This is a genomic window from Dialister micraerophilus DSM 19965 (assembly GCF_000194985.1).
GTDB lineage: Bacteria > Bacillota > Negativicutes > Veillonellales > Dialisteraceae > Dialister > Dialister micraerophilus.
The window spans coordinates 111,742-137,049 of record NZ_GL878519.1; the positions used below are offsets into that span (position 1 = coordinate 111,742).

Sequence of the window (25,308 nt, forward strand, 5' to 3'; positions counted from 1 at the left end):
ACCTTAGCAATTATTATATTTTTTATATGTTTCAGAATCTTCAAGATTAAATTTTTTATTAAAGAAATTCAATTTATAAAAAAGCTCATATTTTTTATAAAAAATCGATAAAATTCCTAATTCAACGAATACTTTCAAACCCAATTTTATTACAACTTTATTGATAGAATAATTAACATCTTCAAAAATGAATTCAACTAATTTATTTTCGTTTAAATCTCTTATATTACATTTTCTCAAACTATTATATATTTTAACCAAAATATCTCTATTTAATGTAGATTCATACGAAATTTCAATATCTTTACAATTTAATTGTACATGTTCACCATACCAATTATGAATTTCAGGTTCATAAACTACATCAATCAATTGTCCTTGATTGCAAAATGAATTATTTTCGTAATTCCAAAAAACACCTTCTATTTCTTCTTTATTATTAAAAGTACTGAATTTAAAATGCTTATTTTCATTTCCTATTCTACGTGTCCTATTTACAAGAATTTCTTTACTTAAAAATAAAGGTTTAGGATTATCACACCCAAAAGGCTCCAATATATCTAATGAACGAATAAAATCTAATGTAATTTCATTTAAAGATATATTCTCTTCAATTTCAAGTATAGGAATACAATCTTCATCCGTTATTTTTTCATTTGTATACTTAATCATTCTTTCTTCAAATAGTTTAATATTTTCTTCTTTTATACTGAATCCTGCAGCCATTTTATGTCCGCCAAATTGTAATAATATATCAGAATGTGCTTTTAAAGCTTCATAAATATTAAATCCTGGAATACTTCTACAAGAACCTTTACCTACACCGCCCTTAATTGATATTACAAAAGAAGGTTTATTGTAAGTATCTAAAAGTCTTGATGCTACAATTCCTATTACTCCCGGATGCCAATTTTCACCTGCAATAACAATAGTTTTTTCTTTGGACAAATCTTTCTTTTTCACAATATCTTGAGCATATCCGTAAATTTCACGCTCTATTTTTTGACGTTCAGAGTTTATTTCACAAAGTTTTTTCGCCAACTCTTTTGCTTTACAATCATTTGTTGACGTAAGAAGTTCAACCCCAATTTTTGCGTGATTTATTCTTCCTGCCGCGTTTAATCTCGGTGCAATAATAAATGATATATTTTCTGAACGTATCATTTTTTTCTGATTTTCTTCGTTTTCTTTTAAAATTCCTGTTTCATATAATAATGCTTTAAGGCCTTTATTTTCAGTATTTATTAAACGTTTTAATCCTTCTTTTACAAATATTCTGTTTTCATCTGTTAAAGAAACTACATCGGCAATTGTACCTAATGCAACTAATTCTATATCGTTAAAATAATCTTTATTGAACTTTTTTAAATAAATAGCTCTACATAAAGAATAAGCAACTCCACAACCTGCCATTTCACTAAAATGATATTCACAATCTTTTTGATGCGGATCTATTACTGAAATAACATCCGGAAGCTCATCAGGAGGCATATGATGATCTGTGACAATTACATCTATATCTTTTGATGCTTCTTTAAAAATTTTGGCAGCGGCTATACCACAATCTACCGTTATAAGTAAATCATATTTTTTTGCTAAATTATTTATCGCATTAACATTAGGTCCATACCCTTCAGTTTCTCTATCAGGTATGTAATAACCTACGTTTACACCTAAATTTTTAAAGAAACGATATAAAATAGATGTTGAAGTAATACCGTCAACATCATAATCTCCAAAAATTACAATATTTTCATTTTTATTTATTGCAATTAAAATTCGATCAACTGCACTTTTCATTCCTTTCATTACAAATGGATTTTCAAGTTCATTTAAACTACCATGAAGAAAAGGAATCAGTATATCTTCACTGTTTATACCTCTTCTTATCATTATTCTTGCCAATGCATCGGAAATATTTTCTTTTTTAAAAAAATCAGGTATTACTGCCACTTCTTTATTTTTTTCTTCTAAATTCCATTTATACTTAGACATGATTTTAACTTTCCTTATAATTATTTTCTTATTTTATTTTAGCACGTTTAATTCTCACTTTCTATATTTTGTTATCATTTAAAAAGCAACTCTTTTCAGAGTTGCTTTTTCGTTTAGTCCCAAATTTCTTTCATTATTTTTTTAAATTCTTCTTGTAAGTGATCAACTATTACTTCTAAAATCACCCAAATAACTTCTGCATCAAATCCATCTTCAGTACATGGTATGCATGCATCTAAAAATACTGAACCATCTTCAGATACTACATATTTAAAAACCTTATAGCTTCTATTCAATTTATTCAAATATTCCAATATTTCAGCTTTATTATCATCTTTTACAACAGATGGAATAAGTTGAACTCTTATAATACTGTACAATGTATTATCTGTAATAATAACTGTCGGCAATCTTTGTCCTTCAGTTTCTATGAAAGAACGAAATATTTTTGTATTGTTAGCGTCCGTTCCTTCTTCAACAGAGAAAAATTTAATCTCTTTTTCTTTTAAGAATTTTTCAAATTTTTCACCTTTTAAATTTTTGCGATTTTCTTTTTCCATAAATATACCTCTCTATAATATTTATTCTAATTTTCTTTTATTGTACATCGTTATTTTAAAATAATCCAGTACAAGTTCTTTTAAGGATATTATTTTTTCACTTATTGTTGCAACTAAAACATTATGCTATCATTTATTTGATTATAAAAATCTAAATATAAATAGAGGCTAATTATGAATGATAAAGATTATATGACACTTGCTATCCAAGAAGCTAAAAAGGCCTATATGAATAATGAAATGCCTATAGGCGCAATAATAACTTATAAAGATATTATTATTGCAAACAGTTATAATGAATGCGAAAAAAACAAAAATATTTTTGATCATGCAGAGATACTTGCCATAAAAAAAGCTTCTAAATTACTAAATACCTCTCGTTTGACGGGTTGCACTCTTTATGTTACCATAGAGCCGTGTCCTATGTGTGCCGGTGCTATTATGCACTCACGCATTGATCGATTAGTTTTCGGTGCTTTTAATGATTTATATGGCGGCATTATCTCAAAATATAAAATAGGTAAAGATTCATCGATGAATCATACTTTATCTGTCGTATCAGGAATTGAAGAAAACACTTGTAAACAATTGGTATGTGATTTTTTTAAAAACAAAATACGTTAAATATGGAGCGGTATCGAAGTGGTCATAACGGGGCTGACTCGAAATCAGTTGTACCTTAGGGTACCGTGGGTTCGAATCCCACCCGCTCCGCCATTCACTTTTTGCAAAGTAACATAAAGTTCAAGTAAGTAGATAAGCGTTATAAGCTCGCATTGTTGCGAGCTTTTTTATATATAACAAATACCGGGGTAAAGAAATATATCCTTATCCCGGTATTTGTTATATAATCACATTTTTATTATGCATTTTTTGCAATTTCTACAAGTTTTGTAAATCCTGCCGGATCGCTGATAGCTAACTCACTCATCATTTTACGATTAACTTCTACACCTGCTCTTGTCAAACCTGAAATTAATGTACTGTAATTAATACCGTTTTGACGAGCTGCTGCATTAATACGAACAATCCAAAGTTTACGAAATTCTCTCTTCTTTGCTCTACGATCTCTTCTTGCATAGTAAAGAGCTTTCATAACTAATTCATTGGCTTTTCTAAATTGTGCATGACGTGCACCTCTGTATCCTTTAGCCAACTTCAAAATTTTCTTATGTCTAGCGTGACTTGTAATTCCGCTTTTTACTCTTGCCATTCTCGAATTCCTCCTTTTTTCAATTAAAAGTTCTTAGGCAATAATTTCGCTATACGTTTGTAATCAGCCTTCGAAATTAATGCTGCTTTTCTATAATTTCTCTTTCTCTTTGGAGATTTCTTTTCAAGAATATGGCTACGGAAAGCCTTATTTCTCTTAATTTGACCTGATCCTGTAACTTTAAAACGTTTAGCCGCGGAACGGCAGGTTTTCATCTTTGGCATATCATTATTCTCCTTTTTTAAGCTTTAGGTGCAATTACCATCGTCATATTACGACCTTCAAGTTTAGGTGATTTTTCGCAAATTATTTTATCACCTAATTCTTTAATTACACGTTCAAGCACATTACTCCCAAGCTCGGGATGCGTCATTTCTCTACCTCTGAACATAATTGTTACTTTAACCTTATTTCCATCGGATAAAAAACGTTGCGCACTTTTTAACTTAACATAAAAATCGTGATCTTCAATATTGGGACGAAGTTTTACTTCTTTTACTTGAAAAACTTTTTGCTTTTTCTTTTCTTCTTTTTCACGCTTTTGCTGTTCATAACGATATTTACCGTAATTCATAATACGACATACCGGTGGCCTTCCATTAGGAGCAACTTCAACTAAATCAAGTCCTCTATCGTCAGCTTCAGCTAAAGCATCACCAATATTCATTATTCCTAATTGCTCATTTTCATCAGTAACAACTCGTACTTCACGAGCACGAATTTGTTCATTGATGTTAAGTTCCTTTGCTATTGTTTTCACCTCCATTTAGAATATACATTCTATTGCAAGTAAAAAACGGACGAAACAAATCGCCCGCTTTAAATTCCTTTCAATACCTTAGTAACTTTTCGTCTTGTAAGGTGAGAAGCGGATGACTTCTGCTTGCAATAACATACAAATATTAACATTTACATATAACTTTTGTCAAGCTTTACATTATTTTCTTTCCTTCATCTTATTTAATATAAGCTCAATAAATTTATTTATATCTACAGTTCCTTCATCACCTTTTTCTCTACTTCTTACTGATATATTTCCTGAATTTGATTCTTTTTCTCCTACAACAACCATGTAAGGAATTTTTTCCATTTGTGCTTTTCTTATTTTATATCCCAAGGTATCGTTACCTTTATCTATTTCTACACGTATACCTTGTTCAAACATCTTTTTATATACTTCTTGAGCATAATTATGATAATTTTCTGAAACCGGAATAATTTTAACTTGAACAGGCGCACACCAAGTCGGGAAAGCACCTGCGTAATGTTCGATTAATATACCTATAAAACGTTCTAATGAACCATATCCTGCACGATGAATCATAACTGCACGATGTTTTTCACCATCTTCTCCTACGTAAGTTACATCAAAACGTTCAGGTAATTGCATATCCATTTGAATTGTTCCACATTGCCATGTACGTCCTAATGAATCTTCTATATGGAAATCCAATTTCGGACCGTAAAACGCACCATCCCCCTCATTTATTCTGTATGAAACGTTTGTACTCTCAATTGCATTTCTTAATGCATTTGTAGCAATTTCCCAAAGTTCATCTGAACCCATAGAATTTTCAGGTCTTGTAGATAACTCAATATGATATTTAAGTCCGAAAACATCATACAATTCTTTAAACATATTTACTACGGAAATAACTTCACTTTCCATATCTTTAGGTGTCATAAATATATGTGCATCATCTTGAGTAAAATTTCTTACACGGAATAAACCATGTAAAGCACCATGTAATTCATGACGATGAACTAAACCGAATTCACCCACACGTTTAGGTAAATCACGATAACTTCTTTGTTGTGTCTTAAAATATAATATTCCACCGGGACAATTCATAGGTTTAACTGCATAGTCTTCGTTATCTATTTTTGTAAAATACATGTTTTCTCTATAGTGATCCCAATGACCTGACTGCAGCCAAAGATTTTTAGATAAAATAATAGGTGTAACTATTTCTTCGTACCCATATTTTCTAAACAATTCGCGTTCATAATCAATAAGCAAATTCCTTATAACCATTCCCTTTGGATGAAAGAATGGAAATCCCGGACCTTCCTCATGAAAACTGAATAAATCTAATTGTTTACCTAATTTACGATGATCACGCTTTTCAGCTTCGCTACGAACAAATAGGAAATGTTCCAGGTCTTCTTTATTAAAAAATGCTGTACCGTAAATACGTTGAAGCATAACATTATTTTCGTCACCACGCCAATAAGCACCTGCAACACTTAAGAGCTTAAAAGCTTTAATTTTACCTGTATTATCTACATGACCGCCTCGACATAAATCATCATAATCACCTTGTGTATAGATAGAAAGTTCTGTATCTTCAGGCATATCATTAATTAATAAGATTTTGTAATCTTGCTCTTTATTTTTAAAGAAATCCAAAGCTTCTTTTCTTGAAACCACTTTTTTATCAAGATGTAAATTTTGCTTAATTATCTTTGACATTTCTTTTTCAATGGCAGGAAAATCTTCCTGTTTAAATACGTGTTCAGATTCTATATCATAATAAAATCCGGTAGATATTGCAGGTCCTATAGCAAATTTTGTTCCCGGATATAAATGCTGTATGGCTTGTGCCATAACATGCGCAGCAGTGTGTCTTAATGCAGCCAAACCTTCAGGATCATTTTTTGTGCAAAACTCAATTTTTGTACCATCTTTTATTAAATTTCTTAAATCTGTAACATTACCGTCAACTTTTGCAACAAGTGCTTCTTTAGCTAAGCTTCGTGAAATTTTTTTTGCAACTTCAAACAGAGTAATCGGTTCTTCAAAACTTAATTTACTCCCGTCTTTCAATTCAATAGTAATCATAATTACACTCCTTTAAAAATAAAAAACTTTCGTCCTCAAGGGACGAAAGTTAAATTCCGCGGTTCCACCCAATTAAAGCAAATGCTTCTCTCCTAAGCAAATAACGATGCAAACCGGAAAATTCTACTTAATTTCAAATTTTCTGTTCAAGAGCGGTATCGTCTACAAAAAAATTATCTGTTCCCACCAACCACAGACTCTCTAATAATTTCATTTGTAACGCATTTCTCTTTCATTACATTTAACAATAATATAAAACTTTATTATTGTATTGTCAAGTTAAATTATTTATCGTCAGAAGCCTCTTCCATTCTTTTCAAAATTTTTACATATCCGTCAGCACCATATTTCAAACATTTTTTCACACGTGAAATAGTTGCTGTGCTTACCCCGGTACTTTCTTCTATTTTATCGTATTTTGCACCTTCTTTTAAAAGTCTTGCAACTTCTAATCGTTGCGACATATCTTTCAATTCACTTATAGTGCATAAATCTTCAAAAAATTCATAACATTCTTCTCTTGATTCAAGCATAAGTATAGCATCAAAAAGTTTGTCTGTAATAGGATTTACTAAACGCTGATTTACTCCCATAGCATACTCCTTTATTTAAACATCTCTTTAATTGATTATATCATTAAATAAAACTATATCAAAACTATATCAAAACTATATCAAAACTATATCAAAACTATATCAAAATCTAATATAAAAACTATTGACACATTTGAAAATAAATAGTAATATAAGCTAACTTTACAACAACTGAATATTTCATCAAGAGTAGCTGAGGGATTGGCCCTATGAAGCTACGGCAACCATTCATACTGAAACGGTGCCAATTCCATCGGATTTCCCGAAAGATGAACATTAAACAACTTTCATCATTCCGTTGAAAGTTTTTTTATTAAATTTATAAGGAGAACGCATGATAGAACTGAAAAATGTTTATAAAACTTATGATAATAAAACTAATGCTTTAAACGATATAAATATAAAAATAAAAGAAGGTGAAATATTTGGAATTATCGGCCAATCAGGTGCCGGTAAATCTACCTTAATACGTTGCATAAACATGCTTGAAACTCCTACATCGGGAGAAGTTATCATAAACGGTAAAGATATTACTAAATTATCAGAAAAAGAATTACGTAATGAAAGAAAAAAAATCGGAATGATTTTTCAACACTTCAACCTTCTTTCAAATCGTACCGTATATAAGAATATCGCTTTCCCTTTAGAATTATCAAATACACCTAAAGAAGAGCAAGAAAAACGCATAAATTCAATGCTTGAATTAGTAGGCTTGACAAATCATAAAAATAAATATCCTTCACAACTTTCAGGAGGACAAAAACAACGTGTAGGAATAGCAAGAGCATTAATAACTCAACCTTCCATTCTCTTATCGGATGAAGCTACAAGTGCACTTGATCCTGAAACTGTAAAATCAATTTTAGATTTATTAAAAGAAATAAACAAAAAACTTGGAATAACAATAATTTTAATAACTCATCAAATGGAAGTTATTAAAAAAATAGCAAATCATGTAGCTGTAATAGAAAACGGAAAAATTATAGAAGAAGGCTCTGTAATAAATCTTTTCAGCAATCCAAAAACTGAAACGCTAAAAAAATTTATAGGTTCAACAAGTTTAAACTTACCTGAAGATTCAGAATTTTATAGCATGATAAAAACAAAACATGCTGCAGGCGATAAAATGGTACTCTCATTATCATTTAAAGGTGCTGTCACAAATGAACCTATTATTGAGCATTTAATTCGTTTTTATAATTTAAATGTCAGTATATTATATGCTAATATCGATTACATTCAAGAAACACCGTTTGGAACATTAATTATTTTACTTGACGGCGCTGAAAATAATGTAGAAAACTCATTTAAATATTTGAAAACACTTCCTATAGAAAGTGAGGTCTTAGGGTATGTCTCCAATAATAATTAATCTTTTATTTAAATCATTGGCAGAAACTTTATACATGTTGTTTGTTTCCTCTCTTTTATCTGCAGTTATTGGCATACCTTTAGGTATATTGCTTGTAGTTACTGAAAAAGGAAAAATTCTTTCATGTTCATTTTGCAATAAACCGTTATCGTTTATAGTAAATATAATTCGGTCAATACCTTTTATAATTCTTATGGTAGCAATTATTCCTATAACTCGAATGATTGCAGGAACATCAATCGGAACGAATGCAGCAATAATTCCATTAACAATTGCATCTATACCTTATACTGCAAGATTAATAGAGACTTCAGTGCGTGAAATTCCTGTAGGATTGATTGAAGCAGCAAAATCTATGGGCGCTTCACCTTTGCAAATTATAAAAAAAGTAATTATTCCTGAAGCATTACCCTCAATGATAGAAAATATAACGGTTGTTATAGTAACTCTTATAGGAACCAGTGCAATGGCAGGTACAATTGGCGGCGGCGGTCTTGGAGATCTTGCTATACGTTACGGATATCAACGTTTTCAAGCAGACGTTATGATTGTCACAATAATAGTGTTAATCGTGATAGTTCAACTTGTTCAATTCGCAGGAAACTACTTATCACGTAAAACGAATAAAAAATAATGGAGGTTATTTTATGAAAAAGAAGTTTTTATTAGGAGGCATTGCAATATTATCTGCAGCCATTTTATTATCAGGATGTGGTTCCGCATCCTCAACTAAAAATGAAATTACAGTAGGTGCAACTGCCGGTCCACATGCGCAAGTAGTAGAAGCAGCAGCAAAAGAAGCGGAAAAACATGGTCTGACTATACATGTAAAAGAATTTTCAGATTATATTACTCCGGATCAGGCCTTATCAGATGGCGACATAGATATCGCTGTATATCAACATAAGCCCTTTCTTGAAAATTTTAACAAACAGCATAATACTGATTTAGTTAATATAGGAAATGCTATTTTGATGAGAATGGGTATTTATAGCAACAATTACAAGAATGTAAATGATATACCTGATAATGCAACTGTTTCAATTCCAAATGACCCTACCAATGAAGGTAGAGGATTACAATTACTTGAACAGGCAGGTTTAATTAAATTAAAAGAAGGCGTTGGAATAAAAGCTACTCCTGCTGATATAGTTTCTAATCCGAAAAATTTGAATTTTAAAGAAATAGAAGCAGCGCAATTACCAAGAAGCTTAGATGATGTTGATGCTTCAGTTATTACAATGAATTTTGTACAAAGTGCCGGAATATCTCCACAAGAAAAAGGTATTTTCTTTGAAGATAAAGACAATCCCCTTGCAGTAATGATAATTGCTACACGTGCAAAAGATAAAGATAATGAAAACTACAAAACATTTGTATCTGCATATCAATCCGACGCAGTAAAACAATTTATAAAAGAAACATTCAAAGGTACAATAGAAGCTGCATGGAATTAATAAAAAGCATTTTCCTCAAATCATTAACGATTTAGGAAAATGCTTTTTTAATTAAATAAGGCGTCTTTTGCAAGAGAATCCGCCAAATCATTATATTTAACACCCGTATGACTTTCGACTTTATGAAATCTTATATCTATTTTATCTTTTATTGTTTCATAAAATAATTTAAGTTTTTTAGTTAATATTTTATTTGCTTTCCATTCACCCGTACACCACTTTTCTATACCTGTATAATCATAATATAAATTAAGCACTTTACCTTTTCTTTCTAAACATAAATTTATTGCATACATTGCCCCATAAACTTCTCCTGCAACATTTCGCATCATTGCTTCTTCTTTGTTGATGATTTTTTTTGAATATTTTTCAATTTTTCCATTTTCAATTAAAACCACTCCGAAAGAAAAACATTCCGGTTTTGAAGGTATATAAGAACCGTCTACATATGCAATTATATTATTTTCATTACTTTCTTCTTTTATAGAATTATTTTCAAACAAAAATTCTTCAGCATCTTTTTTATTATAAAAACCTTTATATACAGCATTGGGATAACCAATAACTTGTTGTTTACATATTTCCCAATCTGAAAATATTCCTACATTTCTTCCTACTTTAACTGCATAAAATAATTTCTTTTTATTTGCCATTTATATATCCTTTCAAATTTATGCTATTATATTCTTATCAAAGTATAATTTTAGAGGTGAAAATGAATCTTATAAGCAAATTTCCTGCCCTTGAAGTAAGGGACTATAGGTTATATTGGTCAAGTCAATGGGTTGCTTTAATCGGATTTTGGATGCAACTTACGGCACAACAATGGCTTGTTTATGAAATTACAAATTCCGCATTTTTACTTGGTGTACTCGGAGCGGTACAATTTTTACCAAGTTTTATTTTTTCACTTTTCATAGGTTTCTGGATTGACAGACATGACAAGAAAAAAATTTTAACCGTTACACAATGTATGTATATCATCCAATCTGTTTGCTTAGGAATACTTATTTTAAGCGGACATGCAAATTATTATTGGATTTTATTCTTTGCATTCGTTGTAGGAACAATAGATTCAATAGACATGCCTACAAGATTGTCTTTTCTTCCTGATATTGTCGGAAAAGATGCTCTTCACAGTGCAATAAGTTTAAACTCCACAAATTTCAATTTAACAAGAATGATTGGTCCTTTATTAGCAGCTTTTCTTATAAATTTCTTTCCTTATGATATCATTTTTTTCTTAAATGCGCTTTCAATAATACCCGTACTCATTGCATATAAAAAAATGAAAGCACAATCTTCTATAAGCACATCAATTACAAAAAATGCAACGCAAGAAATAAAAAAAGGCATAACACATGCAAAATCAAAACCTATAATTTTATGCAATTTAATAGCTTTGGCTATAGTTAGCGGATTAATCTTAAACTTCGGTTCATACGGACCGTTACTTGCAGATAGAGTCTTACATGCAGGTGTAAACGGATTCGGGTTTATTCTTTTCGGTTTCGGTACCGGATCAATGATTGGAGGATTAATATCCGCTGCTGCAAAAACACAATTAAGCCAAAAATGGGTTTTTATAAATGCTATTCTTTGCGGACTTGAACTGTCGGCGGTAAGTTATATAAGTAATTTCTTTATATCAATAACAATTTTTATTTTTATGGGATTCAGTGTAACACTTTTCCTTGTTAATTGTAATACTGCGATTCAAATTGCATCTAATAAAAATTACTTGGGCAGAATTATGAGTTTATACACATTTGTTTATCTGGGAAGTGCCCCTTTCGGCAGTTTATTTGTAAGTTCGATGTTAGAAAGCTTCGGAACATCTTTAGGATTATTTTTAACAGGTTTAATTGATGCTGTATTTATAACATTTTTAGTCTTTTTTTATAAAAAACAAATTTCAAATAAAATAAACATAAAATGCAACTAATTCAAAATTTTAAACTGCACTCCTAAAATTATAGCTGATTTTAAAAGTGCAGTTTTTTTATGTTATTTATTAATTTTTAAAATTTTATTTATTATATTCGTTGTTGAACAGTTTTCTACAAAAGGAATTACAATAACTTCTTTTGCATAATTTTTCCCTACAATTTCATCTTTTTTATAATCTCCGCCTTTTACCAAAACATCAGGTTTTAATAAGGAAATCAAATTTAGCGGAGTGTCTTCATCAAATACTACTATAGCATCAATATAAGGTAATTCATTAAGTATGTATACTCTATCTTCAATGTTTTGTATAGGACGTTTTTTACCTTTCAATCTGCTAACGGATTTGTCGGAATTTACACCGACTACAAATCGTGTACCTAATTGTGCGGCTTTTTTTAAATAAGTCACATGTCCTCTATGCAATAAATCAAAGCATCCATTTGTAAATACTATTTTTTCACCTTCATTTTTCCACTTTTTTATTAATTTTATAAATTCATCCATTTCATTTTGATTGAAAACACTTTTAAAGTCTTTGAAATCTCCACAATAATTTTCTAATTCGGATTTTTTAACTTGATATGTACCTACGTGTGAAATAGCAATACTTGCAGCTATATTCGCTGCCTCCAGTATTTCCGACATTTCAACTCCACATGCAATTGCAGTTGCAATTATACTGATTACTGTATCTCCAGCACCCGAAACATCAAATACATCTTTTGCAAATGCAGGACAATGAATAATTTTATTTTCCCCTATGCAAGTTATACCTTTCTCCGAACGCGTTACTATTAAATAGTCCAAGTTTAACTTTTTACGAATTTTTTCCCCTGCTTCAACAATACTTTCATCTTTATTTTCTATTAAATATCCACAATATTTTGAAAGTTCTTTTACATTTGGAGTCAAGGCAAATGCATTTGAATATTTTTCCCACTCGATTCCTTTTGGATCTATTAAAACAGGAATATTTCTTTTATTACACAATGAAATTATATTACATGTTAATTCATTTGATACTACACCTTTACCGTAATCAGATATAATTACCGAATTCAAATTTTCACATAAACTTTCAAGCCATAATAAGATATTGTCAGATTCTGCTTCTGAAATTTTCAATTTTTCTTCATTATCCAAACGCATAATTTGTTGACTGTTATTTAAAAACCTTGTTTTTACTGTTGTATAATGATTTTTTCTTACAAAAACTGCGTCTCTATTTATATTTTTATCATCAAGAAGATTTAAAACTTCATCTTTGGTTTTATCCTGACCCAACATTCCGGATAAGTACACATTACAACCTAAGGCTTTTACATTTGCAGCAGTATTGGCAGCACCGCCCAATATATTTTCCGAGGATTCGAATATTGATATAGGCACAGGTGCTTCTTCAGATATGCGATTTACACGTCCCCTGACATATCGATCCATCATTATGTCACCTACAACAGCTATATTAATCCGACTTGTTACATCAAGCCATGAAAATCTTTTCATTTAATAAAACCTCATTTATTAATAAATTAACATTACTTTTATATAGTTATTTTTACATAAAAACACATAAACGGCAAATATTTCTAAAATAAAAAAATACGTGAAATAAAAATTCACGTATTTTTACATTATCTCAAACCATATATATCCATTGCATTTTGATATGTTATTTCTATTATTTTTTCTATTGAAATATTACGTAAAGCAGCAATTTCTTTTGCAATATAATACAAATTCAACGAAGTATTTCTTTGTCCTGTAAACGGAGGTGGAGTCATGTATGGACTATCCGTTTCTATAAGCATTCTTTCAAGTGGAATAATTCTTGCAATTTCTTTTATTCGTTTACTATTTTTATAAGCTACGGGACCTGCAAATGAAATATAAAAATCCGATTTTATCATTTCATTTGCAAATTCAATACTTCCGCTAAATGAATGCATTATTCCCCTCAAATTATGCTTTTTCATTTTTTTAATAATTGAAAATATGTCTCCATGAGCTTTTCTATCATGAATAATAATCGGTAAATCTGTTTCTTGAGCAATATTTATTTGATTTATAAAATATTCTTTTTGAATTTCTCTATTATTATTTTTATCGTAATAGTCAAGTCCTATTTCACCTATAGCAACAACTTCACTATTTGCCTTTACCAAATCAAATATTTTTTTTAAATCACATTTTTTATCAATTTCAGCAAAATATGGATGTATACCTATAGCAGCATATAAATTTTTAAATTTTTTTGACAACTCGATTGATTGTAAAGATGTTTCATAATTTTCTGATGGACAAACTATTTTATATTCCAGTTTTTCCAACAATTTCAACAATTCATCTCTATCTTTATCAAATGCTTTATCATACATATGCGCATGGGTATCAAAAAAAATCATTTTACTTTGCTTCCTGCCGGCATGTTAACAAATGGAACTTCTAATTTACCGTCTTTACTTGCAGCTAAAATCATACCTTTAGATTCTATTCCCATTAATTTTATAGGTTTTAAATTTGATACCAAAATCACACATTTACCTATTAAATCTTCCGGTTTATAAAATGCCGCAATTCCACTCACTACACTTCTTTCTTCATTTCCTAAAGAAACTTTTAAATGAATCAGTTTTGATGATTTTTTTACTTTTTCAGCTTCTAAAATTTCAGCTACAACCAATTCTACTTTAGAAAAATCATCTATTGTTATTTGATTGTGATTATTTTTAACTTCTTCAGTTTCAGTTTTACTTTCTTCTTCAATACGCGGAAAAATCGGTAAACCTTTATTTATTTTTGTATTTTCTTCAAATTTTCCCCAAGTAACATCTGATAATTGTACAGATTTAAAATCTTTTAACCCTAATTGATTCCACATTTTTTCAGCTGCTATCGGAATTACGGGGGAAACAAATATAGATACAACTCTAAGTCCTTCGCACAAATGATATAATACTGCATCCAATAAATCTTTTTTGCTTTCATCTTTTGCCAATGTCCACGGCATAGTTATATCTATATATTTATTTAATGAACGAACATATGTCCATACTGATTTAAGAGCATCATTAATTTTCCAATTATTCATTCCGTATTTATAATTTTCTAAAACATTTATCAAATCATTTTCAATATTTAATGACGCATCTTCAATTACTTTATCTCCGGTTATATCACCTTTATAAACAATTCCGTTTCTATATTTTTCTACCATTGACAATGTTCTGTATAAAAGATTCCCTAAATCATTTGAAAGATCTGAATTTATTCTGTTTATAAGTCTATCTCTACCGAAATTACCATCACTTCCAAGTTGAATATCATTCATTAAATAGTAACGTATTGCATCCGAACCGAATTCATGTATCAAAGGAATAGGATCTACTACATTACCTTTTGATTTAGACATTTTTTCACCTTCAACCACAAGCCAACCGTGTCCGTAAACTTGTTTCGGTATTTCAATATCCAAACTCATAAGCATAATCGGCCAAATAATAGTATGAAATCTTACTATTTCTTTTCCTACCAAATGTACATCTGCAGGCCAGTATTTTTTAAATTTTTCTTTATCATCTTTTATACCTACAGCTGTTAAATAATTTGTAAGCGCATCAAACCATACATAAACTACATGCTTAGGATCAAAAGGTACAGGAATTCCCCAGGAAAAGCTTGTACGTGATACACATAAATCTTCCAAACCGTTTTTCACAAATTGAATCATTTCATTTCTTCTTGATTCAGGTTCTATAAAATGTGGATTTTCTTCAATAAATTTCAACCATCTATCAGCATATTTTGACATTTTAAAGAAATATGCTTCTTCACTTACCCGTTTACATTCACGTTTACAATCTGCACATAAATTTCCTTCAAGTAATTTGCTTTCAGGCCAAAATGTTTCGCAAGGTACACAATACCAACCTTCATATTTACCTTTATAAATATCACCCTTGTCATAAGCTTTATGAAATAACTTTTGTACAACTTTAATATGTCTTTCCTCAGTTGTACGTATAAAATCATCATTGCTTATATTAAGTTCTTTCCATAATTGTTGGAATCCCTTAACAATTTTATCAACGTACTCAATTGGAGTTACCCCTGCTTCTGTAGCTTTTTGTTCAATTTTCTGACCGTGTTCATCAGATCCGCACAAAAAGAAAACATCTTTTCCATCCAATCTTTTAAATCTTGCTACAGTATCTGCGACTGTTGTGCAATATGTATGTCCGATATGTAATTTTGCACTTGGATAATAAATTGGCGTTGTAATATAAAAAGCTTGTTTTTCAGACATAAAATTCTCCCCTTATATTATTTAAATCCTAACAACCATTTCAAGTATATCAATCATTTTTCTTACTTATCAAATATTGATATACTTCCCTTCGAGATAAATTAAATTCTACAGCTATTTTGCGTGAAACATCTTTTAAAGGTTCACTTTCAACTAAAGAAAGTGCAACTTTTTTCCAATCTTTTTCCACTTCTTCTTTTTTTATTTCTGTATCTTTAAAACCCTCCACCAATATAACGTATTCTCCTCTTGCCGATTCTTCATCCAATTTTTTGCGTAATTCATTTAAGGTATTTCGCTCAAATGTTTCAAATTTTTTAGTAAGTTCTCTAGCCAATACCGCATAACGATTACCTAATTCACTTAATAAAATATCCAAAGTTTCTTTCAATCTATGTGGTGCTTCATAAAAAATAAGTGTCATAGATAAGTTTGAAATATCTTTTAATATTTTTTTCTTTTTGGTATTTGTTTTCGGCAAGAATCCTATAAAAACAAATTGTCTGCTATCCAATCCTGATGCAATCAATGCTGTTAAAGCTGCATTTGCTCCCGGCAAAGGTATTATAGAAATATTTTCTGTCAATGCTTTTTTTACTAAATCATAACCGGGATCTGAAATTACAGGCATACCTGCATCACTACATTGTGCTATCGATTTACCGATTCTTAATTGCTCTATTAAATATTCTCCCGCCACATGCTTATTATGTTCATGATAAGCAATAATGCATTTATGGATATTAAAATGATTAAGCAAAAGTTTGGTATGTCTTGTATCTTCAGCAGCTATAATATCCACATTTGCCAAAATATCTATTGCACGTTGAGTTATATCCGATAAATTTCCTATCGGAGTCGGTACAAGATATAATGTACCGTTATTCACTTCATTCATTTTATTCCTTTCCATAAATCGAAAGCACTTCTTCCGTATATGCTCCATCATCATAATGTAAAAAGAGTGGCGGTTCAACAGTGACTTCTACATTTCCACCGTACTTCCACTCCACTAAAACTCTTACAGCATTATGTTTTTTTCGTGCATAAATAAATCGTATTCGCTTAGCTTCCATTTTATACTTTCTACCATATGTTATCAAGTCACATAATCTGTCAGCTCTGTGAACCATAGTCAACCTTCCACCGTATTTAAGTAAATATTGAGCTGTTTTAAATACATCTTCAATTGTAGCATTAATTTCATAACAAGCAGTTGCAACAGCTTCTTTATTACTTATTTTTCCGGTTTTTATATCTCTATATGGTGGATTTGCAACTACAGATGTAAAACTTCCGGTCGGATAATACTCTTTAATCTTTTTATAATCACATTCCAAAACTTTAATTATGTCATTCTTTTTATTACCGCTGACATTTCTTTTCGCAATATCTGCCATAATAGGATTTATTTCAAATGCAGCAATATCTTTTGCACCTAATGCCGATAAAAGTAATGGTATAATTCCGGTTCCTGTTCCTAAATCTGCTATTTTATCTTTATTTTTTATTGAAACATAATGTGCCAATAACACCGAATCGATAGAAAAACAAAATCCGTCCGTACGTTGAATAATCTTCATCCCGTCACGAATCAAATCATCCAATCGTTCATTTTCTTTTAAAATCCAGTTACTCATTTTCAGCTTCTTCAACCTCACTCCATGGTAAAATTTTCACTTGATTGCTTTCGAATTGTATTTTAACAGTATGTTTTTGTGAATTCACATAAACAACTTGACCTGAACCTTCTTCTGTAATTACCTTCATTCCGACAAAAAAATTCGGATTATCATATCTTTTTTTCATTTTACAACAAGTCTTGCGTCTTTCAGGATCATTTTTATATTGATCATTTTCATATCTTAAGCAACACATTAATCTACCGCATACACCTGAAATTTTTGAAGGATTAAGAGAGAGACCTTGTATTTTCGCCATTTTTATAGAAACAGGAGCAAACTCACCTAAAAAATTAGCACAACAAAGCGGACGCCCACATGGACCTATTCCATTTACTTGTTTTGCTTCATCACGAACACCGACTTGTCTTAATTCAATTCTTGCATGAAATACTGCAGCAAGTTCTTTAACCAATTCTCTAAAATCTATTCTCCCGTCTGCTGTAAAGAAGAATACTATTTTATTCCTGTCAAATGTGTATTCAACTCTTAATAAGCGCATAGGAAAATTAAATTTTTTGATTTTAGTTAAACAAATATCAAAAGCCGATTCTTCTCTTTCTTTATTTCTTTTTAACTGTATTTTATCTTTAACGGTTGCTTTTCTGATAACAGATTTAAGCGGTAAATTTTCATCTGAAATACTTATACTTGTCGGTTTCAAAACAACGTGTCCGTATTCCATGCCTCTGGATGTTTCTACTATAACACCGTCATTTAAATGTAAATCCAGACTGTTGTCATTAAAATAATAAATTTTTCCGGCACGCTTAAATCTTACCCCTATTACACCTTCCATCCTATATCGCCTTTCTGTATATGTTCGAATTCAACAAGTATCATATCCCAAATCAATTTCACTGATATATATCTCTTACACGCCTTCAAAGATTTGTCTAATATTTTTATTGCTTTACAAACTTTTTCATATGTCCATTTTTGTACAATTATTTTTTCTATATCTTTAAAATTAACACATCTTATAAAATCAGTTTTACCTGTTGATGCAATAACCATTAAATCTTGCCCAATCAAAGATAGACATTTCAAATATCGAATGAATTCAACTCGATCTTTAAATTCTTTTTCAGTCAATTTGTAAAATGCCGTTTTATTTTCAGAAAAAATTTCCCAAAATTTCAAAGCCTCTTCAAATCCGACAGAATTGTTATCCGATGAAAAAGACAATGTCATTCCGGGATTGCCTTCAGTCAATCTAAAAGATTCTTCAACACTTAAATTTAAAGGTAAAGTAAATTTATCATGGAAATCATTTATTAATTGTATATATTCTTCCTTATTCAAAGGGAAAAACGGAAATAATTCCGCTCTTGAAATAATAGTAGGAAGCAACGAATTTAACTCATGAGTAATCAAAATAAAATATACATTATTCAATGGTTCTTCCAAAGTTTTGAGTAATGCATTTGCAACAGGAGGCATCATACTTTGAGCTTCATCAATAATACATACATGAACTTGATTATCAAATGAATTCATTTCTTCAAAAAAAATACGAAACTGTTCAAACTTTAATTCTAATCCTAAAGGTCTTATATACCATAATAATTTATCTGATGTTGTCAAAATTTGATATCTTGAAACATCTTCAGAAAACCACATTTCAGTTTCTTTTTGATATTTATCATTCTTATGGGTTAAAACAGCTGCCAAATCGATAGCGGCCGTTGTCTTGCCTAAACCTTCATCTCCATAAAAAATAATCGTATGACTCAATGTATCATCTGATACCATACGCTTAAGTGATTTTTGTATCTTTGATTGTCCATATATTCTAGGAAGAAAATTCAAAATATGTACCTCTTAACTAATATACAACATCATATTGATATTTTATCATAAAAGCACTTATATATATATTTTTTAAAATAAATTTATTAAATTTATCAAATATAATTAAAATAAAATCCGGAAAATCCGGATTTTATAAAATATCTAATATTTTTAATACTGAATCAACACAAACGCAATTTTCATTTTTTAAAATATTCTCCAAACTTGAAAATTTATATGTGCCGGTTATTCCGATAAAAGATACTCCGATTTTTTTTGCAGCAAGAAAGTCAGCTATTGAATCTCCTACTATTATATATTTATCATTTTCATCCAATAAAATATCTCCATTTAAATAATTTAAATAATTTTCCTTTTTCCTTCCAAACATAGCACAATAATAAATAAATGGATCGGGTTTATCAGGTATTTTACATTTTAAAAGTTTCGAAACATCTTCAGCATCTGATACAGTTGCTATATATTCTTCATCAAATTCTTCCAACCAATTATTTTGCTTAAAAGGAATTTCTGTTTCTATAAGTTTTCTTCCTGTTGCTATAGAAATTTTATATCCTTTTTGTTTTATTTGCTGAAACATTGCCTTTATTTTTGATGCAGGTGCAAGCGATTTGTCAAATTTTATAAATCCTTCTTTTCTACCGTTATATGGAAATTTACCGAATTCACTTATAAATAGATTTGTACCTAGATAAATATTTAAAAATGTTTCTTTGTGCATATTCCAAAAATTGCTTTGTAATTGTAACCATTTAACATTTTCTAAATATTTTCCGAACTCAAAAAGTAAAAAATCAAATATCTCTATTCCGTTTGCATCATTTTTTAAAATATTTTGCCAAAAACTCAATATTTCTTCGGAACCAGGTATTGAAAGTCCCATTAAAACAAGACCTGCTTTTTTTATATCTTTTTCGGTACTTATACAAACATTTAATTTTTCCCCGGTTTTTAAAAAATATTCTCTTGCCATTAATCCTATGGTTGTAGACAAATAAGCATGCACCATATCCCACTCTGAATTTATACCTTTGCTCTTAAGAAAATGAATTAATTTATCATTTCCCCACAAATAGTATCTAGTTGAAGAAATATTTCCTCTATTAGTATTTTTTATATTACATAAATCTGCTTCTGTCGGTAATCCCAAATATATTGAATCGTACAACCATTCTTGAATTGTCAGTGCAGCTACGTCAAAATAATTTTCTTCACTGAACAAAACTCCGTCAATATCAAATATAACTTTTTTCATATTTATCTCCTGATTTGCATTATAACTATATATACAATACCAAATATATTTAACATTTGACAAATTTAAAAGAATGCACTCTTTCAAGTGCATTCTTCATTATATCTTTTTTAATGTATTGGACGGACAGACATCACTTAAAAAACAATTTTTACAATCAGGATTTCTTGCGTGACAAAATTTTCTTCCGTGCCAAATCAACCAATGATGGCATGCAGACCACTTTTCTTTCGGAACTGTCTTTTGCAATTCCAACTCAACATCTAACGGTTTTTTGCCTTTAGCAAGATTAAGTCTGTTTGATACACGAAAAACATGAGTATCTACAGCTATTGCAGGATATCCCCAAGCAACACTTCTTACAACATTTGCCGTTTTTCTACCTACACCCGGTAATTTTATCAAATCTTCAAATGAATGCGGAACTTCTCCATTATATTCTTTCAGAAGTACATTACACATCCCTAAAAGATGTTTTGCTTTAGATTTGTATAAACCGCAATCACGGATTTCTTTTTCCAGTTCGGATTGTGATAATTTTACCATTTTCGCAGGAGTATCTAATTTAGGAAAAATTCTTTTCGTTATAATATTCACACGTTTATCTGTACACTGTGCAGATAAAATAACTGCCACCAACAAAGTAAACGGACTTGTGTATTCAAGTGCGGTATTATATTCGCCGTAATATTTTTCCAATCTTTGCAATTGTATTTCTTTAACAGATTTATTTATTTTCATTACTTGCCTGACATCAAAAGATAATCATGTGCTGACAAAGCAGCGGCGGCACCTTCTCCGGCCGCTATAATAACTTGCTTATATTTATTATTTGTAACATCCCCTGCTGCAAACAATCCTGGTATATTTGTAGCGGAATTTTTATCTGTAACAATTTCTCCCAAATTATTTCTGATTAAATTTTCAGGTACAAATCCTACATTAGGAATACCTCCGGCTTCAACAAAAATACCTTCAATTTCCAAACTTTGCAATTGTCCGTTTTCTTTATTTTTTATTATAACTGAATTTACTTTTTTATCTCCTTTTATTTCTTCAGGAGTATATCCTATCATTACCTGAATATTTTTATATTCATCCATTCTCTTAACTAAAATTTCTTGAGCTCTTATACGACTTCTGACCAACAAATACACTTTAGGTGAAATAGTTGCCAATTCTATTGCTGCTTGAACCGCACTGTCACCGCCACCTACAATGGCAACCGTTTTATTACGATAAAACGGACCGTCACAAGTTGCACAGTAACTTACGCCTCTTCCTGTAAATTGTGCTTCTCCCGGAATATCTAAAAGTCTACTGCGTTTCCCGGAAGTTATTATACATGTTTTCCCTTCAATTACAGTTTCATCATCCAAATATGTAATAAAATTTTCTTTTTTTCTATTTTTAAAACTTGTGCTGTTATAAATTCTATTGAATAATTTTTTACATGAGATTCCATTTTTTCTGAAAGTTCAAAACCTGAAATTGATGAAAATCCTAAGTAATTTTCTATATCATTTGTCAAAAGCATCTGTCCGCCGATATCTGTAGTTATAATCGCAACAGATAACTCTTTTCTTACTGCATACATTGCCGCATTCAAACCTGCAGGCCCGCCACCGATAACAACTACGTCAAAAATTTTCATATTCCCACCCCTATTAAATCGAATTTTATCGTTGTGATAATTATATACCAGTATTTATCTTTATGCAAGAAAAACTCCTTATTACTAATAAGGAGTTTTTCACTGTTTATTTGGCTATTACAATATTAATTATTCTTTTAGGAACAACGATAAATTTCAATATCTTTTTGTCTGTTAAGCATTTTTTAACATCTTCAGATTCCTGGCATTTTTTTATAATTTCTTCTTTTGTATCATTTATATTTACTTTTATTGTTGCACGTAAACGTCCATTTATTTGAACAGGCATTTCAACTTCATTTTCAATCAATGCCGAATTATCAACCTCAGGCCATAACGCAGAATGAACGCTGGACTCATTTTGATGTATATGCTGCCATAATTCTTCAGTTATATGTGGAACAAAAGGTGCAAGCAATATAATAAGATTGCGCAAACATTCATTAACAACAGATTCGCTTACTATGGATTCAGTTTCACTGAAATGATACATGTCATTAACTAATTCCATAATTGAACTGATTGCCGTATTAAAGCTGAATTTACCGTTTAAATCTGAAGTTACTTTAGCAATAGAACGATGTAAACGTCTTCTCAAAGCTTTTTCGTTTTCATTAAGTTCTTCACGTGATTCGGTTTTTAAGTTAATAAATCTATCTACAATAATCCACACACGCTTCAAGAAACGATAAGCACCTTCAACACCTTTATCGCTCCATTCCAAATCTTTTTCCGGCGGTGCTGCAAACAGAATAAATAAACGTGCTGTATCCGCACCATACTTAGATACAATTTCTTCAGGACTTACTACATTTCCTACGGATTTACTCATTTTCCCGCCATCTTTAAGAACCATACCTTGACAAAGTAAATTTTTAAATGGTTCGGAATCTCTTACAAGGCCTTCATCGTATAAAACCTTCATAAAAAATCTTGAATAAAGTAAATGTAATATAGCATGTTCTATTCCGCCTATATACTGATCTACTTGCATCCAATAATCGGATTTTTCTTTTTCGAATGGAATATTTTCATTTTTCGAATCTGTATAACGTAAGAAATACCAAGAAGAATCTATAAATGTATCCATTGTATCTGTTTCTCTTAATGCATCTTTTCCACATTTAGGACATTTACAATTAAGGAATTCTTTATTGGTTTCAAGAGGAGACAAAGTTCCTGAAATAAAATCAACATCTTCCGGTAATTTAACAGGTAAATCTTTTTCCGGTACCGGTACATTTCCGCAATCTTTACAACAAATTATAGGTATCGGACATCCCCAATAACGTTGACGTGAAATCAGCCAATCCCTCAATCTATAATTTATTTTTTTATTTCCTATATTCATCTTTTCAAGTTTATTGGTTATAGCTTCTCTGGCTTCCTTAGAATTCATACCCGAAAATTCTTCTGAATTTACAAGTATTCCATCGTCAACATAAGCTTGGGTCATATTTTCTAAGGACAATGATTTTTCATCATTTTGTATAACAATCTTGAAAGGAAGATTATATTTTTTTGCAAATTCCCAGTCACGCTGATCTGAAGACGGAACTGCCATTACTGCACCGGTTCCATATTCAAACAATACATAATTGGCTATCCAAATCGGAATTCTTTCTCCGGTAAGCGGATGTATTGCAAATTTGCCTGTGAACATTCCCAATTTCGGTGCATCTTCCGCAGTTCTTTCTATATCATTTATATTTTTTACAGTATAAATAAATTTATTCAATTCATCTAAATTATCACTGTCTTGAATAAGTTTTTTTACTAACGGATGTTCAGGCGCCATAACCAAGTAACTTACACCATATACAGTATCAACTCTTGTGGTGTAAACACGAATACTGTCATTGCTTCCTTCGACATTAAAATTAAACTCGGTACCTTCGGATTTACCTATCCAATTTCTTTGCATTGATTTTACTCGCTCCGGCCAACCTTCGAGTAAATCTAAATCTTTAAGCAAACGTTCAGCATAATCAGTTATTTTGAAAAACCACTGAGAAAGATTTTTCTTTTCTACTATACTCTTGCATCTCCAACACTTTCCGTTTTCTACTTGCTCATTGGCAAGAACTGTATGACATCCGTTACACCAATTTACTTTAGCTTCTTTTTTATAAGCAAGTCCTCTTTTATAAAAAACTTCAAATAATTTTTGAGTGTGCTTATAGTAATCTTCCTTACATGTTAAAACATCTATATCCCAATCATACGAAAGTCCCAATTCCGTTTGTTGTCTTATCATATTTTTGATATTTGAATATGTCCACTTTGACGGTGCAATACCGTTTTGAATCGCTGCATTTTCAGCCGGCATTCCAAAAGCGTCATATCCCATCGGATGCAATACATTAAACCCTTGCATTTTCTTAAAACGCGCAATAACGTCACCTATAGAATAATTTCTTACATGACCCATATGCAAATTTCCTGAAGGATAAGGAAACATTTCCAATACATAATATTTCGGTTTGTTTTCATCTATTTCAACTTTGAAAGACTTTGTATCATGCCAATATTTTTGCCATTTTCTTTCAATCTCACGAGGTATATATTTTTCTTCCATTTTATTGCCCTCCATTGTAAAACTTTACATCCCAAT

23 protein-coding genes, 1 tRNA gene, 1 pseudogene, 1 riboswitch and 1 other annotated feature are annotated in these 25,308 nt (G+C 30.5%); of the genes and pseudogenes, 6 read left to right on the forward strand and 19 right to left on the reverse strand.

The features are described from left to right. Positions 1 to 3 precede the first annotated feature (3 nt). On the reverse strand, positions 4 to 1,995 hold the full coding sequence (gene recJ / locus HMPREF9083_RS00545; RefSeq protein WP_007555436.1) for a single-stranded-DNA-specific exonuclease RecJ: 1,992 nt from the start codon (positions 1,993 to 1,995) through the stop codon (positions 4 to 6). A 113-nt stretch (positions 1,996 to 2,108) separates the two neighbouring features. Further along, complete coding sequence (locus HMPREF9083_RS00550; RefSeq protein ID WP_007554555.1) at positions 2,109 to 2,555, reverse strand: YbjN domain-containing protein; 447 nt, start codon at positions 2,553 to 2,555, stop codon at positions 2,109 to 2,111. Positions 2,556 to 2,729: 174 nt separating this feature from the next. Here HMPREF9083_RS00550 and HMPREF9083_RS00555 point away from each other — a divergent pair, with 174 nt between their 5' ends. Next, the gene (locus tag HMPREF9083_RS00555) at positions 2,730 to 3,179 is read left to right on the forward strand and encodes a nucleoside deaminase (RefSeq protein WP_007555437.1); all 450 of its coding nucleotides are present in this window, start codon (positions 2,730 to 2,732) and stop codon (positions 3,177 to 3,179) included. A gap of 4 nt (positions 3,180 to 3,183) precedes the next feature. After that, positions 3,184 to 3,272 (forward strand) — tRNA-Ser (locus tag HMPREF9083_RS00560). Positions 3,273 to 3,417: 145 nt separating this feature from the next. Here the strand turns inward: HMPREF9083_RS00560 and rplT are convergent. The 5 genes from rplT to HMPREF9083_RS00585 form a co-directional block, all read right to left on the reverse strand. Continuing rightward, the gene (gene rplT / locus HMPREF9083_RS00565; protein ID WP_007554585.1) at positions 3,418 to 3,768 is read right to left on the reverse strand and encodes a 50S ribosomal protein L20; all 351 of its coding nucleotides are present in this window, start codon (positions 3,766 to 3,768) and stop codon (positions 3,418 to 3,420) included. A gap of 23 nt (positions 3,769 to 3,791) precedes the next feature. Continuing rightward, a complete protein-coding gene (rpmI, locus tag HMPREF9083_RS00570) occupies positions 3,792 to 3,992 on the reverse strand; it encodes a 50S ribosomal protein L35 (protein ID WP_007555438.1) in 201 nt (66 codons plus the stop codon). Positions 3,993 to 4,009: 17 nt separating this feature from the next. Beyond that, complete coding sequence (infC, locus tag HMPREF9083_RS00575) at positions 4,010 to 4,534, reverse strand: translation initiation factor IF-3 (protein ID WP_007554529.1); 525 nt, start codon at positions 4,532 to 4,534, stop codon at positions 4,010 to 4,012. 171 nt (positions 4,535 to 4,705) lie between these two features. Next, entirely contained in the window at positions 4,706 to 6,610 is a 1,905-nt protein-coding gene (gene thrS, locus HMPREF9083_RS00580; RefSeq protein WP_007554514.1) for a threonine--tRNA ligase, read from the reverse strand. A gap of 35 nt (positions 6,611 to 6,645) precedes the next feature. After that, positions 6,646 to 6,855, reverse strand: a binding site (T-box leader). Positions 6,856 to 6,894: 39 nt separating this feature from the next. Then, on the reverse strand, positions 6,895 to 7,203 hold the full coding sequence (locus HMPREF9083_RS00585; RefSeq protein WP_007554528.1) for a YerC/YecD family TrpR-related protein: 309 nt from the start codon (positions 7,201 to 7,203) through the stop codon (positions 6,895 to 6,897). Positions 7,204 to 7,380: 177 nt separating this feature from the next. After that, a riboswitch (SAM riboswitch) is annotated at positions 7,381 to 7,479 on the forward strand. Positions 7,480 to 7,537: 58 nt separating this feature from the next. On the opposite strand from HMPREF9083_RS00585, the gene HMPREF9083_RS00590 reads away from it, so the two are divergent. Genes HMPREF9083_RS00590 through HMPREF9083_RS00600 form a run of 3 tightly spaced genes read left to right on the forward strand, consistent with a single transcriptional unit; the run spans position 7,538 to position 10,032 of the window. Then, entirely contained in the window at positions 7,538 to 8,575 is a 1,038-nt protein-coding gene (locus HMPREF9083_RS00590) for a methionine ABC transporter ATP-binding protein (protein ID WP_007555439.1), read from the forward strand. Beyond that, on the forward strand, positions 8,556 to 9,209 hold the full coding sequence (locus HMPREF9083_RS00595) for a methionine ABC transporter permease (protein WP_007555440.1): 654 nt from the start codon (positions 8,556 to 8,558) through the stop codon (positions 9,207 to 9,209). Before HMPREF9083_RS00590 ends, HMPREF9083_RS00595 begins: the two co-directional genes overlap by 20 nt. Before the next feature lie 13 nt (positions 9,210 to 9,222). Continuing rightward, positions 9,223 to 10,032 (forward strand): MetQ/NlpA family ABC transporter substrate-binding protein, encoded by an 810-nt coding sequence (locus tag HMPREF9083_RS00600; RefSeq protein WP_007555441.1) that lies wholly within the window; start codon positions 9,223 to 9,225, stop codon positions 10,030 to 10,032. 47 nt (positions 10,033 to 10,079) lie between these two features. On the opposite strand, the gene HMPREF9083_RS00605 is transcribed toward HMPREF9083_RS00600, so the two are convergent. Continuing rightward, positions 10,080 to 10,685: a ribonuclease H1 domain-containing protein gene (locus tag HMPREF9083_RS00605; RefSeq protein WP_007554611.1), complete on the reverse strand. Its 606-nt coding sequence runs from the start codon at positions 10,683 to 10,685 to the stop codon at positions 10,080 to 10,082. Positions 10,686 to 10,747: 62 nt separating this feature from the next. On the opposite strand from HMPREF9083_RS00605, the gene HMPREF9083_RS00610 reads away from it, so the two are divergent. Continuing rightward, the gene (locus HMPREF9083_RS00610) at positions 10,748 to 11,977 is read left to right on the forward strand and encodes an MFS transporter (RefSeq protein ID WP_256998169.1); all 1,230 of its coding nucleotides are present in this window, start codon (positions 10,748 to 10,750) and stop codon (positions 11,975 to 11,977) included. A 62-nt stretch (positions 11,978 to 12,039) separates the two neighbouring features. Here HMPREF9083_RS00610 and rfaE2 read toward each other — a convergent pair whose 3' ends face one another. The 11 genes and pseudogenes from rfaE2 to leuS form a co-directional block, all read right to left on the reverse strand. Further along, positions 12,040 to 13,488: a D-glycero-beta-D-manno-heptose 1-phosphate adenylyltransferase gene (gene rfaE2, locus HMPREF9083_RS00615; protein WP_007554308.1), complete on the reverse strand. Its 1,449-nt coding sequence runs from the start codon at positions 13,486 to 13,488 to the stop codon at positions 12,040 to 12,042. Positions 13,489 to 13,616: 128 nt separating this feature from the next. Then, the gene (locus tag HMPREF9083_RS00620; RefSeq protein ID WP_007554268.1) at positions 13,617 to 14,387 is read right to left on the reverse strand and encodes a TatD family hydrolase; all 771 of its coding nucleotides are present in this window, start codon (positions 14,385 to 14,387) and stop codon (positions 13,617 to 13,619) included. Continuing rightward, a complete protein-coding gene (gene metG / locus HMPREF9083_RS00625; protein WP_007555443.1) occupies positions 14,384 to 16,288 on the reverse strand; it encodes a methionine--tRNA ligase in 1,905 nt (634 codons plus the stop codon). Before metG ends, HMPREF9083_RS00620 begins: the two co-directional genes overlap by 4 nt. A gap of 49 nt (positions 16,289 to 16,337) precedes the next feature. Then, a complete protein-coding gene (gene rsmI, locus HMPREF9083_RS00630) occupies positions 16,338 to 17,186 on the reverse strand; it encodes a 16S rRNA (cytidine(1402)-2'-O)-methyltransferase (RefSeq protein WP_256998170.1) in 849 nt (282 codons plus the stop codon). Position 17,187: 1 nt separating this feature from the next. Further along, positions 17,188 to 17,928, reverse strand: coding sequence for a tRNA1(Val) (adenine(37)-N6)-methyltransferase (locus HMPREF9083_RS00635; RefSeq protein WP_007555445.1), 741 nt, complete (start codon positions 17,926 to 17,928; stop codon positions 17,188 to 17,190). Further along, positions 17,921 to 18,769: a PSP1 domain-containing protein gene (locus tag HMPREF9083_RS00640; RefSeq protein ID WP_007555446.1), complete on the reverse strand. Its 849-nt coding sequence runs from the start codon at positions 18,767 to 18,769 to the stop codon at positions 17,921 to 17,923. Before HMPREF9083_RS00640 ends, HMPREF9083_RS00635 begins: the two co-directional genes overlap by 8 nt. Beyond that, positions 18,757 to 19,782, reverse strand: coding sequence for an AAA family ATPase (locus HMPREF9083_RS00645; RefSeq protein WP_007555447.1), 1,026 nt, complete (start codon positions 19,780 to 19,782; stop codon positions 18,757 to 18,759). Before HMPREF9083_RS00645 ends, HMPREF9083_RS00640 begins: the two co-directional genes overlap by 13 nt. 133 nt (positions 19,783 to 19,915) lie before the next feature. After that, positions 19,916 to 21,040, reverse strand: a complete 1,125-nt coding sequence (locus HMPREF9083_RS00650; RefSeq protein WP_155800554.1) for an HAD family hydrolase — start codon at positions 21,038 to 21,040, stop codon at positions 19,916 to 19,918. A 99-nt stretch (positions 21,041 to 21,139) separates the two neighbouring features. Next, a complete protein-coding gene (gene nth, locus HMPREF9083_RS00655; protein ID WP_007554450.1) occupies positions 21,140 to 21,781 on the reverse strand; it encodes an endonuclease III in 642 nt (213 codons plus the stop codon). Further along, positions 21,781 to 22,694, reverse strand: a pseudogene (locus tag HMPREF9083_RS00660) (NAD(P)/FAD-dependent oxidoreductase). The gene nth and the pseudogene HMPREF9083_RS00660 overlap by 1 nt, the downstream one beginning before the upstream one ends. Positions 22,695 to 22,800: 106 nt before the next feature. Then, positions 22,801 to 25,272, reverse strand: coding sequence for a leucine--tRNA ligase (gene leuS, locus HMPREF9083_RS00665; RefSeq protein WP_035062515.1), 2,472 nt, complete (start codon positions 25,270 to 25,272; stop codon positions 22,801 to 22,803). Between the last annotated feature and the right edge of the window lie 36 nt (positions 25,273 to 25,308).

Bases quoted from the DNA above. Each gene is read 5' to 3' on its own strand.
- HMPREF9083_RS00600 (WP_007555441.1), top strand. From the start codon at position 9,223: ATGAAAAAGAAGTTTTTATTAGGAGGCATTGCAATATTATCTGCAGCC.
- recJ (WP_007555436.1), bottom strand. From the start codon at position 1,995: ATGTCTAAGTATAAATGGAATTTAGAAGAAAAAAATAAAGAAGTGGCA.
- HMPREF9083_RS00620 (WP_007554268.1), bottom strand. From the start codon at position 14,387: ATGATTTTTTTTGATACCCATGCGCATATGTATGATAAAGCATTTGAT.
- HMPREF9083_RS00595 (WP_007555440.1), top strand. From the start codon at position 8,556: ATGTCTCCAATAATAATTAATCTTTTATTTAAATCATTGGCAGAAACT.
- HMPREF9083_RS00585 (WP_007554528.1), bottom strand. From the start codon at position 7,203: ATGGGAGTAAATCAGCGTTTAGTAAATCCTATTACAGACAAACTTTTT.
- thrS (WP_007554514.1), bottom strand. From the start codon at position 6,610: ATGATTACTATTGAATTGAAAGACGGGAGTAAATTAAGTTTTGAAGAA.
- HMPREF9083_RS00640 (WP_007555446.1), bottom strand. From the start codon at position 18,769: ATGGAAGGTGTAATAGGGGTAAGATTTAAGCGTGCCGGAAAAATTTAT.
- rplT (WP_007554585.1), bottom strand. From the start codon at position 3,768: ATGGCAAGAGTAAAAAGCGGAATTACAAGTCACGCTAGACATAAGAAA.
- rsmI (WP_256998170.1), bottom strand. From the start codon at position 17,186: ATGAATGAAGTGAATAACGGTACATTATATCTTGTACCGACTCCGATA.
- HMPREF9083_RS00590 (WP_007555439.1), top strand. From the start codon at position 7,538: ATGATAGAACTGAAAAATGTTTATAAAACTTATGATAATAAAACTAAT.
- infC (WP_007554529.1), bottom strand. From the start codon at position 4,534: ATGGAGGTGAAAACAATAGCAAAGGAACTTAACATCAATGAACAAATT.
- HMPREF9083_RS00550 (WP_007554555.1), bottom strand. From the start codon at position 2,555: ATGGAAAAAGAAAATCGCAAAAATTTAAAAGGTGAAAAATTTGAAAAA.
- leuS (WP_035062515.1), bottom strand. From the start codon at position 25,272: ATGGAAGAAAAATATATACCTCGTGAGATTGAAAGAAAATGGCAAAAA.
- nth (WP_007554450.1), bottom strand. From the start codon at position 21,781: ATGAAAATAAATAAATCTGTTAAAGAAATACAATTGCAAAGATTGGAA.
- metG (WP_007555443.1), bottom strand. From the start codon at position 16,288: ATGTCTGAAAAACAAGCTTTTTATATTACAACGCCAATTTATTATCCA.
- HMPREF9083_RS00650 (WP_155800554.1), bottom strand. From the start codon at position 21,040: ATGAAAAAAGTTATATTTGATATTGACGGAGTTTTGTTCAGTGAAGAA.
- HMPREF9083_RS00555 (WP_007555437.1), top strand. From the start codon at position 2,730: ATGAATGATAAAGATTATATGACACTTGCTATCCAAGAAGCTAAAAAG.
- rpmI (WP_007555438.1), bottom strand. From the start codon at position 3,992: ATGCCAAAGATGAAAACCTGCCGTTCCGCGGCTAAACGTTTTAAAGTT.
- HMPREF9083_RS00610 (WP_256998169.1), top strand. From the start codon at position 10,748: ATGAATCTTATAAGCAAATTTCCTGCCCTTGAAGTAAGGGACTATAGG.
- HMPREF9083_RS00635 (WP_007555445.1), bottom strand. From the start codon at position 17,928: ATGAGTAACTGGATTTTAAAAGAAAATGAACGATTGGATGATTTGATT.
- HMPREF9083_RS00605 (WP_007554611.1), bottom strand. From the start codon at position 10,685: ATGGCAAATAAAAAGAAATTATTTTATGCAGTTAAAGTAGGAAGAAAT.
- rfaE2 (WP_007554308.1), bottom strand. From the start codon at position 13,488: ATGAAAAGATTTTCATGGCTTGATGTAACAAGTCGGATTAATATAGCT.